Origin of the sequence: Dysgonomonas sp. UBA7710 (genome assembly GCF_002482385.1) — a bacterium.
Classification (GTDB): Bacteria; Bacteroidota; Bacteroidia; order Bacteroidales; family Dysgonomonadaceae; genus Dysgonomonas.
Genome location: NZ_DLFW01000050.1, coordinates 1 through 18,342 on the forward strand (window position 1 = coordinate 1; position 18,342 = coordinate 18,342).

Annotated in this window: 18 protein-coding genes; 9 read left to right on the plus strand and 9 right to left on the minus strand. The window is 38.6% G+C overall.

Annotation, left to right across the window (positions count from 1 at the left end):
- Window positions 1-406: 406 nt before the first annotated feature.
- Window positions 407-775, plus strand: coding sequence for a YccF domain-containing protein (locus B3317_RS17920; RefSeq protein ID WP_291114434.1), 369 nt, complete (start codon window positions 407-409; stop codon window positions 773-775).
- 26 nt (window positions 776-801) lie between these two features.
- On the opposite strand, the gene B3317_RS17925 is transcribed toward B3317_RS17920, so the two are convergent.
- A complete protein-coding gene (locus tag B3317_RS17925; protein WP_291114438.1) occupies window positions 802-2,559 on the minus strand; it encodes an LIC_10190 family membrane protein in 1,758 nt (585 codons plus the stop codon).
- 49 nt (window positions 2,560-2,608) lie between these two features.
- The gene (locus B3317_RS17930; RefSeq protein ID WP_291114440.1) at window positions 2,609-3,022 is read right to left on the minus strand and encodes a surface-adhesin E family protein; all 414 of its coding nucleotides are present in this window, start codon (window positions 3,020-3,022) and stop codon (window positions 2,609-2,611) included.
- 1,003 nt (window positions 3,023-4,025) lie between these two features.
- Between B3317_RS17930 and B3317_RS17935 the strand changes: the two genes are divergently transcribed.
- Genes B3317_RS17935 through B3317_RS17945 form a run of 3 tightly spaced genes read left to right on the plus strand, consistent with a single transcriptional unit; the run spans window position 4,026 to window position 6,010 of the window.
- Window positions 4,026-4,859: an ABC transporter ATP-binding protein gene (locus B3317_RS17935; RefSeq protein ID WP_291114443.1), complete on the plus strand. Its 834-nt coding sequence runs from the start codon at window positions 4,026-4,028 to the stop codon at window positions 4,857-4,859.
- 4 nt (window positions 4,860-4,863) lie between these two features.
- The gene (locus B3317_RS17940) at window positions 4,864-5,646 is read left to right on the plus strand and encodes a hypothetical protein (protein WP_291114446.1); all 783 of its coding nucleotides are present in this window, start codon (window positions 4,864-4,866) and stop codon (window positions 5,644-5,646) included.
- 4 nt (window positions 5,647-5,650) lie between these two features.
- Complete coding sequence (locus B3317_RS17945; protein WP_291114449.1) at window positions 5,651-6,010, plus strand: GntR family transcriptional regulator; 360 nt, start codon at window positions 5,651-5,653, stop codon at window positions 6,008-6,010.
- Window positions 6,011-6,202: 192 nt separating this feature from the next.
- Here B3317_RS17945 and B3317_RS17950 read toward each other — a convergent pair whose 3' ends face one another.
- The 4 genes from B3317_RS17950 to glmS form a co-directional block, all read right to left on the minus strand.
- Window positions 6,203-6,784 (minus strand): hypothetical protein, encoded by a 582-nt coding sequence (locus B3317_RS17950; RefSeq protein WP_291114452.1) that lies wholly within the window; start codon window positions 6,782-6,784, stop codon window positions 6,203-6,205.
- An 87-nt stretch (window positions 6,785-6,871) separates the two neighbouring features.
- Entirely contained in the window at window positions 6,872-7,276 is a 405-nt protein-coding gene (locus B3317_RS17955; protein ID WP_291114455.1) for a PaaI family thioesterase, read from the minus strand.
- Between the two features lie 39 nt (window positions 7,277-7,315).
- Window positions 7,316-7,843, minus strand: coding sequence for a Hint domain-containing protein (locus B3317_RS17960; RefSeq protein WP_291114458.1), 528 nt, complete (start codon window positions 7,841-7,843; stop codon window positions 7,316-7,318).
- Between the two features lie 110 nt (window positions 7,844-7,953).
- Window positions 7,954-9,798 carry a glutamine--fructose-6-phosphate transaminase (isomerizing) gene (glmS, locus tag B3317_RS17965; protein WP_291114461.1) on the minus strand — a complete coding sequence of 615 codons (1,845 nt, stop codon included), beginning with the start codon at window positions 9,796-9,798 and terminating at the stop codon, window positions 7,954-7,956.
- 886 nt (window positions 9,799-10,684) lie between these two features.
- Here glmS and B3317_RS17970 point away from each other — a divergent pair.
- The 4 genes from B3317_RS17970 to B3317_RS17985 all read left to right on the plus strand — a co-directional run bounded on the left by B3317_RS17970 (window position 10,685) and on the right by B3317_RS17985 (window position 14,544).
- Window positions 10,685-11,545, plus strand: a complete 861-nt coding sequence (locus B3317_RS17970; RefSeq protein WP_291114464.1) for an energy transducer TonB — start codon at window positions 10,685-10,687, stop codon at window positions 11,543-11,545.
- A gap of 74 nt (window positions 11,546-11,619) precedes the next feature.
- Window positions 11,620-12,030 carry a DoxX family protein gene (locus tag B3317_RS17975; protein ID WP_291114466.1) on the plus strand — a complete coding sequence of 137 codons (411 nt, stop codon included), beginning with the start codon at window positions 11,620-11,622 and terminating at the stop codon, window positions 12,028-12,030.
- A gap of 312 nt (window positions 12,031-12,342) precedes the next feature.
- A complete protein-coding gene (locus tag B3317_RS17980) occupies window positions 12,343-13,353 on the plus strand; it encodes an AI-2E family transporter (protein WP_291114469.1) in 1,011 nt (336 codons plus the stop codon).
- A 39-nt stretch (window positions 13,354-13,392) separates the two neighbouring features.
- The gene (locus tag B3317_RS17985) at window positions 13,393-14,544 is read left to right on the plus strand and encodes an esterase (protein WP_291114472.1); all 1,152 of its coding nucleotides are present in this window, start codon (window positions 13,393-13,395) and stop codon (window positions 14,542-14,544) included.
- Window positions 14,545-14,690: 146 nt separating this feature from the next.
- On the opposite strand, the gene B3317_RS17990 is transcribed toward B3317_RS17985, so the two are convergent.
- Entirely contained in the window at window positions 14,691-14,978 is a 288-nt protein-coding gene (locus B3317_RS17990) for a hypothetical protein (protein WP_291114475.1), read from the minus strand.
- Between the two features lie 617 nt (window positions 14,979-15,595).
- On the opposite strand from B3317_RS17990, the gene B3317_RS17995 reads away from it, so the two are divergent.
- Window positions 15,596-16,333 carry a LexA family transcriptional regulator gene (locus B3317_RS17995; RefSeq protein ID WP_291114478.1) on the plus strand — a complete coding sequence of 246 codons (738 nt, stop codon included), beginning with the start codon at window positions 15,596-15,598 and terminating at the stop codon, window positions 16,331-16,333.
- A 10-nt stretch (window positions 16,334-16,343) separates the two neighbouring features.
- Here B3317_RS17995 and B3317_RS18000 read toward each other — a convergent pair whose 3' ends face one another.
- The gene (locus B3317_RS18000; RefSeq protein ID WP_291114481.1) at window positions 16,344-16,922 is read right to left on the minus strand and encodes an ACP phosphodiesterase; all 579 of its coding nucleotides are present in this window, start codon (window positions 16,920-16,922) and stop codon (window positions 16,344-16,346) included.
- A gap of 102 nt (window positions 16,923-17,024) precedes the next feature.
- Window positions 17,025-18,290, minus strand: coding sequence for a carboxypeptidase-like regulatory domain-containing protein (locus B3317_RS18005; protein ID WP_291114484.1), 1,266 nt, complete (start codon window positions 18,288-18,290; stop codon window positions 17,025-17,027).
- Window positions 18,291-18,342 lie beyond the last annotated feature (52 nt).

Here is an 18,342-nt window from a genome sequence, read left to right on the forward strand (position 1 = left end):
TATGCGCTAGCCTTGTCGTGCGTAAGCCTGCGCCGTTAGCTTTATGGACGGGGTACCCGTAGGATGAAAAGACGAAAAAACGGAAACGTGTTTGAGCTAATCTTTCGATTCGGATTATACAATCTTTCCAGCGAGTTTTTCCGTTTCGTCTTTTAGTCCGTTACGGGTCGGCCTATGAAGCGGGGCGCTAAAGCGTTTTTGGTTCCTTTTGCGGCTTTGGGCAAAAGGAACACAAGCAATCTTTGATTGCGCGTAGCATTAAACAAACCAACATTTTTATACAACAATAAAGATTTCAGCTATTAATTATTATACATATACCTGATAGAAAAAAACTTGGGTAATGAGTAAGATGTTATTTTTCCTGCTATATTTGCCTAAAACATAATCATAATGTATAATTGATATGAAAACTATAGGGAATATTATCTGGGTATTATTCGGCGGTTTTATGATAGCTCTCGAATACTTTATTGCGGGCTTTTTGATGATGATTACAATTATAGGTATTCCATTCGGTATACAGTCCTTCAAACTGGGTATTCTTGCATTATGGCCTTTTGGCAGTAAGGTTGTAGATGATAAAAGCTCTATCGGTTGCCTTAGCCTGGTGATGAACATTATCTGGATTATTATCGGAGGGTTCTGGATTGCCCTTACCCATTTGTTCTGGGGAATTATATTCTGTATTACAATAATAGGCATTCCTTTTGGAAAACAACACTTTAAACTGATACATCTGGCGCTGTTTCCTTTCGGGAAAAAAGTAGAATAGACTCTTAATCTGAAATAAATTTGCTCCTATTTCGGTCTGAATCCGTCCTGTAAACTTTTACCCCGTGTAGTAACAGAGCTTATATCCTGATACTTTCCCAGAGCATCGGCCTGTAGTATTGTGCACGGAAAAGGACTTTCGAAGCATACAAACCGTCCGTCAGGTATTTCCGGTGACTTACTAATATAAATGATTGCCCCGTTGTCCAGTTTGTAAGGAAGAAACTCATCAGTATATAGAGTGAGCGATTTGAGTAATTCCCTGTAAGGGTATTGTCTTATAAGGATGTCGGATACAGGCCTGCTATCTTTTTTAGGGGTTTTTAAGTCAAACATATTATAAAACTTAATAGAACGGCTTACGGCCCAGTATCCCATAATAAGGGCAAATGCAGCAGTAAGTATTGTACCCGTTTTCGGGTACATTTTTTCTTCTCTTGTAACGAGTAAAAGATAGCAGATATAATATATAATAGCAAATAATATTCCTCCTATAAAGCGGGGATCGGGTCCACCCCAATACCATACTCCTATAACTGCTGATAATATGATATACACAAAGTATACATTTTTATTCAGATACCTCTTTCTTATCAGCGAATAAATGACTATTACAGGAGAAAGCAGGGTAGGGACTATAAAAATAAGGTTCATACACCATCTGTATATTCCATCAAAGCTGCTTAACTCAGGATGGGAAATTTGCCAGATAATATCATTCAGAATACGTATTCCGCAAGAAAAAATAAAATCTTTTTCTTCTATGGCTACAAATGCAGGAAGTTTCCAGTCAACAGTAAAAATATTTATTTCGTGAAGTGGAAAAATCAGATAGCCCGAAATAATAACATTCCTGATAAACCAAAGTATCAGTATCACAGCCGGAATGAAAATCAGGAATAGGGCTGTCCTGTATTCTTTGTTCCGGAGCAGCCGGACAAGTATATATAAAGAGATGAGGCCAAGCGGAATTATAGTGAGTTTGAATGTAAATAAGGCTATGGGAATAATAACAAAAAACAATTTTTTGTTTCTTAGAGAATTCGGATATAACAGCAGTTTTGCTATCAGGTATAGAGATACTATGTTGGGTATGGCATCCGTAGACGTTGCAGCTAATGAATATCCGAATGTAAAGATATATCCTGTTATTATAAATAACAGTAATATGCGCTTTATCTCATAGCCCGATTGTATGATCTCTTTTATTGTCCAGCATATCACAGCTATCAATACCAGTACCTGCAAACTATATACACCTTCGCCGAATATGGCTCTCAGGCTGAAAATCGCTGATAGCAGGAGGTAGTTGGAATTGAAACTGAACCTGTGTTCTATATTTCCTAATCCGGGTACTATGGCAAATTCCTCGTTCCAGCGTATATTTTGTTGATGGTAGAGCAGGGAATCGAATACACCTACCTGCCAGATGATGGCAATCATCAGGCTGATAATGGGTATAATGAAAATTGCTGACTGAAAAAGGCGTAAATGGGCAAAGCTTGATTTTACTTTACGGACGATAGCCCGAAGATAATTTTTCCTTATGATCCAATATATAATGCACACTGTAAGAAGTGCCGATAATATATAATGATTGGATGGCAACCAGAATGAAGTAATGGATAAAGGTATCAGGGTAAAGCACATTCCAAGCAGGAATGTATCCGTAAGTCCATATTGTTCATTTTGTTTGCAAAGTCTGTTATATAAGGAGACAAGAATATCCCCCATAGAAAGGAAAACTACCGAAATAGCAATCCATGATATCGTTATAGCGAGCATCTTCGACTAAATTTGACTACAAAGATACGAATTTTCTTTTAAATGTCCTTTATTGCTGATAATCACATACAAAGAAGAAAGTATAGTCTCCAACAGTTTCACTATCGACATTCAGCCATCTGATATTATTTTTGGCCGGAGTGGTTTTGGCTATTCGTTTCCCGGCAGAGTCATAGTCCTCGACCGATAATATTCTGAATCTTTTGTTGGTACACTCATACAGGCAGTTATAGACGCAGTAACTGAAATCATTCCATTTATCGGCTTTTTCGGCTTTACCCATTTTAGTATATTCTGCTCTGATTTTGTCTACATACAGCTTTTTGCTTCCAGGTGTTATATAAACCCTTTTCTCACGGGCATAGGCTACTGCACCTTCGTGTCTTATGCTGGCCGTATCCGTATATATTTCCACATCTTCGGCTACAGCTATGTTGAACCATCCTTCAGGCTTTGAGTGCATACTGCTTGTCGTTGATTTACAACTCGATAAAAGGAGAATGAGACTTGAGATAAAGACGATGTATTTCATACGATAACTTTGTTTTTAATGGATGTATGGAAACTCGCATGACAAAATTATCATGTACTTTGGTGAATTGTTATTGGCTCTGCCGATTTTGCAATTTATGCTCGTTTTCATATATTCCATTATTGTTTATAGTTAAAAACAAAGATAAGCTATCAATAGATTATATATTGGTAAAAAGCGAGATATTTTTCAGGAAGTTTATCTATATATGGCTGATGGCCTTTAGCTGTTGGCTGATAGTTCTTTGAAAAAATGATTAGCCCACTCAATCTCCCCGCTGGCGCGGACTTCCAGTTACGAGTGTTCTTACAGGGCAAAATGTTTGCTACACAACACACAGACGGGACGTCTGCGCGAGCAGAGTTCTTATATCTACTTTGTCATGTTGAACGAAGTGAAACATCTCATTAATCGAAAGAGATCCTTCGTTCCACTCAGAAACAACGTTCGGCAGAGCGAAGCGAAGCCAATGACAGCAGAAAATAACAGAACAGAATCCAGAACTTTACAGCCCTGCCCCAAAAGGGACTTACAGAGAGGGAAAAAAGTAACAGATAAAAAATAGTGGAAAAAGTGTAACTTTTGTAACTTTTTTTGAGATGCGAGTAGACGAGGTACGAGATACAAGTTGCTAACTGTTAACTGTTGACTGATGACTGTAAAGGTTGTTACTTTTGTTACCTTTTGGGGAAGTTACGAGTAGACAAGACACGAGAGACAAGTTGCTAACTGTTGACTGTAAATAGTGTTACCTTTGTTACCTTTTTATGTATCTTAGAAAGGATTTTATTGATTATAATATTGGTTATTAGTTGTTTATATGTCGTTATTGATGTCCGGTCTAAATTTTTCAAAAAAAGTTTTCATTTTCTATTGCATATATAAAAATATGTAATATATTTGCGGTGTACTAATAAGCTAATACACTAAATGTATGATAAAGATAAATGACTTAAGCTTCTATTATTATAAGAAACGACCGGTATTTGAGCATGTTTCTTTTGATATGCAAGGGGGGATATATGGTCTGCTCGGTGAAAATGGGGTGGGAAAAACTACTTTGTTGCATTTAATCAGCGGATTATGTTTCCCAAAGAGTGGTAGTTGTAAAGTATTCGAATATGAATCGGCATACAGAAATCCGGAGATGCTGAAGCAACTTTTCTTCTTGCCGGAGGAGTTTCAGGCGCAGAATATGCTTATAAAAGATTTTATAAAGTATAATTCTTCTTTTTATCCCAATTTCAGTGAGACACAGTTCGATGTTTATCTGAATGACTTTCATGTAGAGAAGGATAGGAAGATGGCTGAATTATCCTTCGGGCAAAAAAAGAAAGTAATGATAGCATTCGCTCTTGCTCTAAATACACCAATTACTTTGCTCGATGAACCAACGAATGGCCTGGATATTCCGTCGAAGGCTCAGTTCAGAAAAATTGTAGCTTCGGCTTTTGAAGAGAGCAGATGCATCCTGATATCTACACATCAGGTGCGGGATCTGGAAAGCCTGATAGATCCTATCATTATATTGGACCGTAATCAGGTATTATTGAATAACTCGGTGGAGGAGATTACCAGGAAACTTTTTTTCTCGTATACATCAACCAAACCGGAAGAGGCATTGTATTGCGAACAGACAATGCAAGGTTATGCATCAGTGCAGGTGAACCAATATAAGGAAGAGAGTACATTAAATATAGAGGCTCTATTCAATACGGTTGTGAACAATAAAACGAAGATTAAAGAATTATTTAACTCTAACAGATGACAGAATGAATGCAATATTTAATATAAATCGTTTTTGGGAGCTGGAAAAACGTAATTTCTTCTTATCGAGGATGCAGTATCTGTATATTGCGGGCGGACTTACAGGCCTGTACTTTTTATCCATGCTCTTGAATGTACTGACAAGCGATAATAATTTGATTTGGTTGATATATCTTATTGTGGGTACCATCATAATAGCCGGACCTTGCTTTTTTGAGAAATCGAGGGGAAAACATTCAAGTATTTTCGATTTCACATTGCCCTCATCAACTTTCGAAAAATTTATAAGTGTCTGGATTAAATATGTAATTGTCCTGCCGGTAATGGTATTCATATTGTTGTCATTGCTGAACATTATAACAGGCATTATCCCGGTTGAGGGAGTGCAGTCGCATGCTAAAGAAATGGTATTGACTGAAAATCTTTATGCATCCAAGACTTTATTCTCGATGCTGTTTTTCCAATCTGTATTCATGTGTGGATATTATTACTTCAAACGGTATGCTTTTGCCAAGACCTCTGTCGTTTTATTAATACTGTTTATAGTAGCCGTATTCGGTGCAATACTGATGGTGCATCTGTCTATGGAACATGGCAATATGACATTTAATCTGAACAGCGACCAACAGCAAGCCTTCAGAATAGGTTACGAAGCAGGACATTCCGTTGGTCTTATAGCTTTTACATCGGATAGCATAGTTAGGGGCTGTAGCATTATTATAGACGTTGTAGTACCAACGGGTATGTGGATTGTATCCTTCTTTAAATTGAGAGAAACAGAAATTTAACATTATGGATTTTAAATCAAATAAGCCGATATATCTGCAAATAGTGGACTTCTGTTTTCAGAAGATGTTGACCAATGAATGGGCCGAAGAGGAGCGTGTCCCTTCTGTCAGAGAATTGGGTACAATGTTGCAGGTCAATCCCAACACAGCCATGCGGGCATTTGAATATATGCAAACCGAGAACATCATTTATTCAAAGCGTGGTATGGGATATTATGTAGCGGAAAATGCCCGTAAACTGATACTGAATCTTCAGAAGAAAGATTTCTTCGAGGAAATGCTTCCTGAAACTTTCAAGACTATGGAATTGCTGGATATCAGTATAGATGAGGTGGTTGATAGGTATAATAAGTCAAAAGGATAGAGATATTATGAAAAAATATGCAAATAAAATTTTAGCCGTTATGATAGCAATCGTTGTAGTATGTATAGTTGTTATAGTGTACAAACTTATTGATATACTAACAGCATCCCTGTGACAGGAAATAATAAGGGAAGTGAGCCCCGACTCTATATAAAACGCCCATCCTTACCTGATAAGAATGGGTGTTGGTTTTTATTTCTTGTCTTTGTTTTCTTCGGTTTCTTTACTTTGCTCTTTAGTAGGAGTGCTACTTCTTGATGATGTCCTGTTTCCGGAGCCATAAGAGGGCCGCTCTGTTCCGCCGGACGATGGTCTGCCGCTATTTCCGGGTTTATTATCCTCCGACGGTCTGGTTGTAGGTCTTCCTGAATTGGAAGTGTTGTTGTCCGGGCGATTTGAAGGCCTGTTGTTTTCCGGACGATTAGGCTGTGACGGACGATTAGGCAACGGCCTGTTTGGATAAGTAGTATATGGCGGACGTGGAGCAATTCCGGCAGGAGGGACGTCTTCATACATAAAGTCATACCGGGATAATTGTCCGTTCCAGAATTCTATCGCGTAGACCTCATTTCTGTAAGTATAATACTCATAGACCTCTTGTCGTCCGTCTTGTGTATAAGTAGAAGATAGTATTCGTATGGGTTGCCCCATTATCTGGTTTACCTCATTCTGGGTCATTCCTATAGCTAGGTTTGATACATCTGCAAGCCGCATAGTGCCACAAGCAGAGAATAACAGAACCATGAATATAATGATGAATGCTGACTTTTTCATAACAGTTCTTTTTAGTAGTTTGCTTTTCTATTAGAACATAGAAGGTATTGAAAGGTTTAATTAGGTTTACATAAATTATGGGATATTCTATTTCCCTTTTCCAAAATATACGACCTGTTTCACAACAGCGTTTGTTATGCGTATAGAAGATATTAACCGGCCTGTATTTTCTGAGAATACATCGACGTTCCACACGTGTGTAGAGCGTCCTTTGTGTTGGATTACCCCTTTTGCACGAACAGAATCGCCTACGTTGGCACTTGATATATGACTGGCGCTTATCTGCATACCGAAACACCGTTCATCACTTGCGCATATATTATTTGAACCTGCTCCTGCCAGCGATTCAGCCAGAGAGATAGTTGCCCCGCCATGCAGAACACCCATGGTTTGGGTCATCTGCTGGGTGACGGGCATAATCGCTTCAAGAGACATTGGATCATCAGATTCTATAAATGTGATGTTCAATGTCTCCAGAAAAGTATTCTTCATTCGCTCTTGTATATTATTCGTATCGAGCCTCATTCTTTATTAATTCTGACCTACAAGAAAACCGTTGGCTATAATAGCTCCATCTCCTTCCAGTTCTACGATATAAGTCTGGGTTGGGTTCATTATGCCTTGGATAACAGTGATTTCTACATAGTCTGTACTTGTTACATTGTAGAAGAGTGCGAATTCACCTATCTGACAACGCTTTACATCAGTATATTTTTTATTAGACATAGTGAGTTCAGGATCGATAGATACCCAGCCTTTTTCCGCAAGAAACGGGCAATCGCTGGTCATGGTAAGTTGTACTCCGCTATTCAGTGTGACACGGACAAGTCTACTGTACATTATTTTGTTTATGCTTTTTACCTTCTTTTCTTCATATACCTTATCTCTCGTATTGAAAGATAAAACGACGTCACCAACTTCTAAGTTTTCAATATTCTTTTTCTTATCGTCGAACATAGTTATTTTTGTGCCCGCAGCCAGACTACTGCTTTGAGCAAACATGCTCATGCTTAGGATGAGAAAGCAGGTCAGTGTGAAAAGGAAGAATCTGATTTTCATATTAATTTCGTTTTTCTATGTAAAGTTTTATGCAAAGATAGAAATATTTTGCAAAATGCCTCTGGCTGATAATATATATCGACAAATATAATCATAATATACCAAAACAATCACTCTACAGTAACAGATTTTGCAAGATTACGCGGCATATCTACATCCCTGTTTTTATTTACGGCTATGTGATATGCGAGTAATTGCAGAGGAATCGAAGTTAATAGCGGGTCAAGGCATTCTTCTGTTGCAGGAATCTCGATATAATGATCGGCCAATGCTTTCATTGTCTCGTCCCCTTCATTGATAATGGCTATGACGCGGCCTTTACGGGCTTTTATTTCCTGTATATTGCTGACTACCTTCTCGTAGATAGCACTATGTGTGGCAATTGTTACTATCGGCATTTCGTTATCAATTAAAGCAATCGGACCATGCTTCATTTCAGCCGCAGGATAACCTTCGGCGTGGATATATGATATTTCCTTTAGTTTTAAAGCCCCTTCCAGTGCAATCGGATAATTGTAGCCACGGCCTAAATAGATAAAGTTCTGTGCATAGGTGAAGATTAAAGAAAGCTCTTTTATTTTATCGTTCAAAGTAAGAGCATGTTCTATCTTTGCCGGGATACTTTGAAGTTCCTTAATTACTTTCAGATATTTATTATCCGGTATGGTTCCTTTTTCCTTAGCAATAGCAAGCGCCATCATAGTCAAGACGGTAACTTGTGCTGTAAATGCCTTTGTGGAAGCAACCCCGATTTCGTGTCCGCAATGTGTATATGAACCGGAGTCGGTATTGCGGGGAATGGAAGAACCTACCACATTGCAAACTCCATAAACAAATGCACCTGCTTTACGGGCCAGATCGATAGCTGCAAGCGAATCTGCTGTTTCTCCCGACTGGGAAATAGCTATGACAATATCATCAGGGCAGATTACCGGATTACGGTATCTGAATTCCGAAGCATATTCCACTTCCACCGGAATACGGCAGAATTCTTCGAACAGATATTCTCCTATCAACCCGGCATGCCAGGATGTGCCACATGCTATGATTATGATACGCCGTGCATTAGTGAATTTGTCTTTATGGTCGATAATACCCGAGAGAGTCACATGTGTACCTTCGATATTGATCCGTCCGCTCATGCAGCTTTTTAATGTTTCGGGTTGTTCGAATATTTCCTTCAGCATAAAGTGTGGATAACCACCTCTTTCCAGCTGACTGAGATTCATTTCCAATTCTTTAACTTTCGGTGTATGTTCGATATTCGATATGGTGACTATTTTGGGCTCTTCACTCCTTTTGATAATAGCAATTTCTTCATCGTCGAGGTAGACAACTTTCTTTGTAAATTCGATAATCGGTGATGCATCGGAACCTATAAAAAATTCTCCTTCACCGATTCCTATTACCAGTGGGCTACTTTTACGGGCGGCGATGATCTGATCCGGATTTCCCTTTTCTATTATGGCGATAGCATAAGCTCCAACTATCTGATTAAGCGCAATCTGCACAGCAGAAAAAAGATCGCAGTGATTTATCTGTTTTATATATTCAATCAATTGAACCAATACTTCAGTGTCGGTGCTGCTATGGAATGAATATCCGTTATTTACCAGTTCGGCTTTTAGAACAGCATAATTTTCGATAATCCCGTTATGGATAAGGGCCAGTGATTCCGATTGGGAATAGTGAGGGTGTGCATTGGCATTACTGGGCTCACCATGTGTTGCCCAACGTGTGTGTGCTATTCCTATCGTACCTGTTGTATCTTTGTCACGGGCATATTCTTCAAGGTCTTGTACCCGACCTTTTGCTTTATATACCGATAGTTTATTCTCTTCGTTAATGATAGCAACTCCTGCACTGTCGTAACCTCTGTATTCAAGTCTGTGTAATCCCTTAATTAAAATAGGATAAGCTTCCCGAAAACCAATATAACCTACTATTCCACACATATATTTATATATTTTTTATGCAAAGATAAACAAAAAGACTTTTTTTTAACGTTAAGTTGTGTCTTTAACAACTTTATTCCATTTTATTTCATGTTTTTTTATCTTTGTGTTACTTGATATGGTTTCTACAAACTAAATTTATAACCTGATGTATTTAATCTTGACAGGTTGTCTTATTATTTTTTTGCTAACCAATTAACAAGGACCTCTCAGATCCTTTTTTTATTTTAACCTGTATTTGCAATTTATAGTTAAAAAGTAACATAAGTAACACTATTTACAGTTATCAGTTATCAGTTAACAACTAGTATCTTGTCTACTCGTATCTCAAAAAGTAACAAAGGTAACAGTATTTTCAGTCATCAGTTAGCAACTTGTATCTCGTGTCTTGTCTACTCGTATCTCAAAAAAAGTTACAAAAGTTACACTTTTTCCACAATTTTCTATCCGTTACTTTTTTCCCTCTCTGTAAGTCCCCTTTGGGGGCAGGGCTGTTAAGTTCTAATTATTTATACCCTCTGTGTCATGTTGAACGGAGTGAAACATCTCGTTTCTCAGGGTCGGGATTCTTCGTTCCACTCAGAAACAACGTTCGGCAGAGCGAAGCGGAGCCAATGACAGCAGAAAATAACAGAACAAAGAAGAGAACTTAACAGCCCTGCCCCTTGGGGAAGTTGGAGGGGTCTATCAATATTTCAAAGAGCTATAAGCTAACAGCTAAAGGCTATCGGCTCTGATTATATAGATAAACTTTCTTAAAAATTATAACTATGTGTTTGCTTAATCCCGTTAACCTGTTATTTTTGAATGGAAGAGGTAATTAAAAAAGTTTTAGAAATTGTGCTTATCAGGAGGATAAGCCAGAGATTGGAAAAACAAATATATAATGATACACAAATACTTGATCTTTACAATTGCATTAATCATCAGTTTATCCGCACTTTCGGCACAAAACGGAGTGTCGGTAAAACTTGTTCCGGCAGAAACCGGATCGGAGAATATAATAGCGCCTCAATTTCCGGGAGGAGAGGCCGGATTATATAAATTTTTGGAAAGTAATATCAGATATCCTTATCTTTTGCTAAAGATAGAAATGGAAGGTGACCTTGACATAAAGTTTACGATAGACAAGGATGGAACGGTGCAGGAAGTTGGAATAACAAGAGGATTTGATCCCGTTGCCGACGATGAAGTAATGCGTGTGGTGAACGCTATGCCCGGATGGATTCCTGCCACCGATTCCGGTCAGCCTGTAAAAATGGAACAAAAGCTTACTGTCAGTTTTAAGGCCGATGAAAATTTGAAGAAAAGGGCGAAAGAACAGAGGGAGAAAGAAGCGAACGATAATTTTTATGTTGGTTCTCTAATGACAAATGAGGCAGATTTTCCCCGGAATAATACCGAAAAGGTTGTTCCGGATACAATTGCCCAATCAGATACCTTGTTGAATAGAGCCCCTCAGTTTCCCGGAGGAAGGGAAGCGCTGGAGGCATATCTGAAATCTAACCTGAAATATCCTAAGCGGGCTATTCAGATGGGGATAGAAGGACGGGTTATATATAATATATTAATATCGGAACAAGGGGAGATATCCCGGATAGCCTTATTCAAAGGTATATTCCGTGATTGTAACGAAGAGGCTTTTTATCTGATAAAGAAGATGCCTAAATGGATTCCCGGTCTTAAAGAAGGTAAGCCTACGCCGATGGAAGTGATGTTGCCTATTCCTTTTGTGTTGCCAAAATAGCTTTTTTTCCGGAAAGAACGAACTTTCCGGATATTTCTTTGTTCTATTTACTGTAACTATTATAATAACAGTATATGAAAGTATTAGAAAGGAATACAGATTTAGGATTGCTCATTCTCCGGTTGAGTATCGGTGTATTGATGTTGATGCATGGTGTAGCCAAATTGATGCATGGCGCAGGAGGTATAGAACAGATGCTGGAAGCCAGTGGGTTACCATCTTCTATCGTTTATGGTGTATATATAGGGGAGGTAATAGCTCCGTTATTTATTATATTTGGTTTTGGTACGCGTGTTGCGGCAGCTATATTCGCGTTTAATATGCTTGTAGCCGTGGGGATGGCGCATACCGCGGATATATTTACGGTTAACGAAGCAGGTGGCTGGACTATCGAGTTGCAGGCTTTGTATTTCTTTGGTGCGGTAGCCCTGATATTTACCGGAGGTGGTAAATACGCTCTTAGCAATAAGAAACTCTGGGATTGAAGATTTTACCCATTCATATATTGCGGCTGATACATTATGTATCGGCCGTTTTTGTTATCTTATAATTGCTTGAAATAAACATTATTTACTTAAATTTGGATTTGGATTAGTTATAATAACCGCTATGGGGAACGATCATATTATTATATAAATATGAAGTATAAAAGAAATGAATCCCGATAAAAATATATTAAATGCCTCCGTGTGATGATGAAAAAATAAAATGTTAAACATAATTGCATCTTTCGTGTTAAATATATTGAAAATAGAATCACATAATTTAATTTTGTAAACCATCAAACCATTGATTTTATGACTATAAAAGAACAATACTGGCAATATTCCCTGATTATTATTATCCTTTTCATGGGAGTGATTCTCTTTCACTATTTCTCACCTCTCTTTAGCGGTATATTGGGTGCGTCGACCGTATATATTCTGGTAAGGAAGCAGATGTTTTATTTAACCGGAAAAAAGAGGTTAGGGAGGAATTTGGCAGCTTCGCTTATATTGATAGAGGTGGTTATGTGTTTTCTTATTCCTCTGGCTATTGCCGTGTGGTTATTGATCCAGGAATTGCAGGGTATAAATTTAAACCTTACCTCGTCTATAGAATCTGTCCAGGAAGTAATAGCCATGGTGAAAGAGCGCACCGGTTACAATATATTAAGTACGGACAACCTTGTGAGCGCTGCCGCCTATCTGCCCAAAATAGGACAGATACTTATCGGTAGTGTGAGCAGTTTTGCCGTCAATTCAGTAGTAATGTTATTTGTCCTCTATTTTATGTTGATCGGAGGAACGCGAATGGAAGCTTATCTAAATGATTTACTGCCATTTAATAATGAAAACAAAAAAGATGTTCTTCGCGAAATCGATGTAATGGTAAAATCGAATGCTATAGGTATTCCTTTGCTGGCATCCATACAAGGTATTTTTGCAACTCTCGGTTATATCATATTTGGAGTTCCCGATCCTATTCTTTTCGGCTTTCTTACATGCTTTGCTACTATTATTCCTATTGTGGGAACGATGTTTATCTGGCTGCCGCTTGTTATTTATATGGCCATTACCGGGGATTGGCTGAATGCGCTCGGTCTGACGGCTTATTCATTGATTGTTATTTCCAATGTCGATAATCTGCTGCGCTTTGTTCTTCAGAAGAAGATTGCAAATACACATCCGCTGATTACCGTATTTGGTGTTGTGATAGGATTGCCGGTATTTGGGTTCTGGGGTGTTATCTTCGGCCCGCTGTTCCTGTCAATGTTTATACTGTTGGTAGATATATTCAAACGCGGCTATCTCGACAGTGGCAAGTAAGGATTTTCCAGAAACATATACATTTTAATATTAACAGTCATGAAAAAAACACTGTTCCTGCTTATTATAAGCATCATATTTTGCGCAAACCTATTTCCCCAGCAGGCTTTATGGGGAGGTTCCGAAATTGTTTCTCCGGAGGTACATGAGAATAATACTGTGACTTTCAGATTGCATGCTCCTAATGCAAGAGAAGTAAAAATATCCGGAGATTGGATACAGCAGCCTGTAGCTATGAATAAAGATGATAAAGGTCTGTGGTCATATACGACCGGACCACTTCGTTCCGATCTTTACAGTTATTCCTTCTGGGTAGATAGTTTGAAGACAGATGATCCAAGCAATGTTTATATCAACAGGGATGTCTCCACCCTTTCCAACATATTTGTAATCGGAGGAGGGAATGGAGACTTATATAAAGTGAATAAAGTCCCTCACGGCTCAGTGACGCGCCGGTGGTATTCTTCTCCCGGAAATGATATGCAGCGCAGAATTACAATCTATACGCCTGCCGGATACGAAACCGGCAAAGAAAAATACCCGGTGCTGTATCTGCTGCATGGCATGGGTGGCGATGAAGAAGCATGGATGGCTCTCGGACGGGCTTCCCAGATACTCGATAATCTGATTGCACAGGGTAAAGCAAAGCCGATGATAGTGGTAATGACAAATGGAAATGTAGCTCAGGAAGCGGCTCCCGGTGAATCGAGCCTGGGTTTTTACAAACCGTCTTTCATGCTTCCTCATACGATGGATGGAAAGATGGAAGATACTTTCAAAGATGTGATACGTTTTGTGGAAGACAGTTACCGGGTTATAAAAAATAAATCGGGTAGGGCAATAGCCGGCCTGTCGATGGGAGGTTTTCATTCTTTGCATATTTCCCGTTATTATCCCGATACTTTCGATTATATCGGTCTTTTTTCTCCGGCGATCAAGCCGCGGCAGGATGTTGAGTCGCCTGTATACAAAGATATTGACGCTACATTGGAGGCTCAGAATAAGAATGGTGTAAAATTATACTGGATTGCTATAGGAAAGACTGACTTTCTGTACAAGGATGTAGCTGACTACCGGGCAAAACTGGATAGTCTCAGTTTCAAATATGTCTATCATGAAAGCGAAGGTGGGCATACATGGAGCAACTGGCGTGATTATATGATAGAATTTATTCCGCAATTGTTTAAATAAGTAACCGAAAGTATTTAATGATATATCTTTCAAATGTAACTGTTTGCAGATGTTACGTCTGAAAAATAAATAGGTTTGCGACCTTAAAAAAATAAGGCTTGAAATCTTCAAGCCTTATTTTTTATATTTAAAAACTGTACATAATATTAAGCTTTTGCCTTAGCTTTAGCTTCAATGTCAGATAGTTCGCTAGCTAATTTCCCTGCTACATCGGCAGTTACCTCATTAATTTTTTTTGCCCCTTTTCTTACTTCTTGTCTGGCGCGTACTCCGGCGCGCAAGGCTTTACTCTTGCCCACGACAAGGGTATGGTCTAATTCAGCTTTAGCTTTACCTGTAGCGTTATTTACTTTGGTGCGCAATTCTTCGCGGGTTTCTTCATCCGATAGTTTAAGCGCTGCATACACACCCAGTGCACCGACAGCAAGTCCCAATATAAAACCTTTCATAATGTTGTCTATTTTGTGGATTAGTAAATTTCTTATTAACAAATATAGGATATTTATTAAAATAACAATCAAATAAAGGCTATTGTTTATCCATAAATAACTAAACTGTTAAAAAAAATATTTAGGGTATAAGCCTTTTTGTGAAAGAGTTTATTATATAATCAGTACGGGAACATAATAGCCAGACTGATGATTCTGATAATTTTGTATTGTGTCTCTGAGGTTATCCGTCTATTACTTCTTTTTATTAAAAAGACCCCCGAATAAAGGGAAAATAAGTATTACAGGAATAAATTTTACAGGAAAATCAAAAAAGAAATAAGCGATGGCAAAACCTATCATTAATATAATAGTGATAAGAAGTATCCATTGCATAAATCCCCGATTATGACTTTTCCCCTTTTTATCGTCCATTTGTATTCCCGCTGTATCTTTTATACAAAACTAGCGAATATTTTCTTAAGTATATATTTTTCTCGATGAAATGCACATTTTTAATCTAAAAATATATTTATAATTCAATATTTTACTATATTTGTTATTGTAATTGATTTTTATACTGGATAATACAGTTGCTAAGTTAAAATTTAAAAGCGGATAGTATGGAATTTAAAGACAGGTTGAAGCATTTATTGGAAAAAGAGGGCGTCACCGCTTACCGTATCTGGAAAGATACAGCGATAACCAAGGGTACAATCGCCAATTATATAGAAGGCAAGACGAATCCCAATAAGTCAAATATTGCCATCTTGGCTGCATATTTTAAAGTGAATGAAGAATGGCTTGCCAATGGGACAGGATATATGAACCGCCCTGAAAAAGTACGGGGCGAAGAGCCATACCTTACCACTAAGTCGGGACTGAAGTATTATGAAATGTCGAACGGGAAGTATCGTATGCGGGTACCTTTCATCCCTGTAAAAGCATATGCCAAATATATCGACGACTGTCGCGACGTGGAGTATGTAAGCGATGAATTCGAAGAATTTGACTTTATTGTAGACAAGATAGGCCATGGCCGTTACTTTGCTTTTGAGATAAAAGGAGATAGTATGGATAATGATTCCAAGCGGAGTCTCAGTAATGGCGATATTGTGCTGGCCCGGGAGTTGGGCAAAGAACATTGGCGCAACAAACTGCATACCGAGGATTTTCCAAATTGGATAATAGTGCTCAACAATACGATACTGTGCAAGCAAATAATCAGCCAGGATTTGGAGAAAGGTACCATAATCTGCCATTCCCTCAATCCATCACCGGAATATGCTGATTTCGAGCTTAAACTGGACGATGTCTGCCAGTTGTGCAATATTGTGCAGCGGATGTCCAGTACTTTTTAAAAGGAATGATCTATAAGGATATTTCTTTTGTGTAAGCCTTTAAGTCCGGAAAGAACTCATTATAGCTTTCGGCTATCTCCTTATAATGCTTTTCGAAATCAGTGAATATATGTGCATTGTCGGGTAGATAGGCTGCCCGCTGTTGCAGGCGGTCGAAGCTGCGCTCTATCATCCAGTTGTAACGGTAGTTGAAAAACCAGTCCTCACTTTTCATATACATGAACATACTGCAAAATCTGGATGGCAGAATTTCTGCATATTGTTCGATCTGTGAATAACATTTAGCCGCGAATCCTTTCCAGCCTTCTTCCGGCTCGTTCAACTTATCTAAAGCCAGAAAATGATCGTACGAGACATCCAGAAAAGGACCTGCATATTTATGTGCCGACGACCGGAATACCTCCATTGCCTGTAAGGTAACGGGATGACTGTCGGTATATGCATCTATATGCCTGTGTATGTGTATTCCATGCTGTATCCGTTCGGGATACTGTTCTATCTGTTTGCCTTTTACCATATCGGCAATCATATTTCCAATCAGTATATCAGGGTCTCCGAATGACAAGTATGCATGTGCCAGAAAATTCATGTCTTTGTACTTTACGAATGAGAGGCAAAGATAGTGTTTTTATCAGTACGGCAAGTTATAGAAAGAACCCCTCAGGTTAAGAGGGGTTTGTGATGCCTATTTTTATTCATGTTTCTTTTTTAATCTGTTTACGGCTGATTCCAATGATTCGGTAGGCTCTATAATATTGAAATCCTCCCAGAAGTTTTTATCGGAGAAATCACTGACTTTATCGGACAAGGACTGGGTTTGCTTGAATGCCAGTTTGTTCGGGATATTAGTTATATCTTCTTCTTTACGGTCGGTTACTACCATTTCAGAAACTACCTCATAGTTGGTTGAGAAGAAAAAGAAACGCTTTTTCCAATCACATTTAAAGCGGATATCATTCCGTATATAATTGAGGTAGCTGCGTCCTTCCCGCTCTCTGTATGTGACGATGAATGATACTTCTTCCGGCTTGAAGTGCAGTTTTGCCGGTTTTTTTATCAGGATAGCCTGCGTGGCTTTGTTGCGGTCATCCATATTCAGGCTGAATTCAGCCCTCGAAAAAGTGAGAGTCTGCTTGTCTATATAATATTTTCCGTGATACAATGCATATGGAAGGATTGGGATAGGGGTAAAGCTGATGACATAATGAAGCCGCTCATTTATCATCACACTTTCTTCCATTGTGTAGGCGTAGTGGTCTAAAGTTTCGGAATCCAGTAAAATGTCATCCGTGTTTTTTACTACATCTAAATAAACCGCCAGGGTAGGACCTCCCAGAAGCTTAACGACAAGTGTGTCGCCGGGCTTGGGGCTAATCAGCTTTCTACCCTTGAAGATTTGTACTTTATCTCTTCGAGTGTCTTCTTTATACGAAGACTTATAAATATCGATAACCGCTTCAGAGATATTAATGTAATTCCGTCCTTTTTTTATTGTTTCCCGATAGAATCCGGTCAATAAGTTCGGATTGAGGCTATAGTTGTCTTCGATTTTTTGAATAGCGGCTTTTACCAGTTCACGGGGATTCGTCGGGTGTACAACTACTTCCGACAGCTCGTTCTCATTGGCCGTAAGCCATATTGTAACGTTGTTCATATTCCGGCCCTCAATAGGCAGGACATAGTTTATATATCCGATATGGGATATTTCTATCGATTCTGCATGTACCTCTTCTTTTATTTTGATTGTAAATTCCCCGTCGGTATTTGTGATAGTTCCTATATTGGTACCCGGGACGGATACGCTTACATATTCCATTTTCTTTTTAGTACGTTTGTCTTTCACTACCCCGCTTACAGAAATGTAGTCCACACCGACCTGTGCCCATAATGGAATTGCAAAAAAGAGAAACAGGAGCAATATGGCTGAATTTGCAGTTGGTTTATGATTTGTTTTCATATTCTTCAGCTATTTAGTTAAGTATCAGATTCCTGCTTATATAATACTAAAC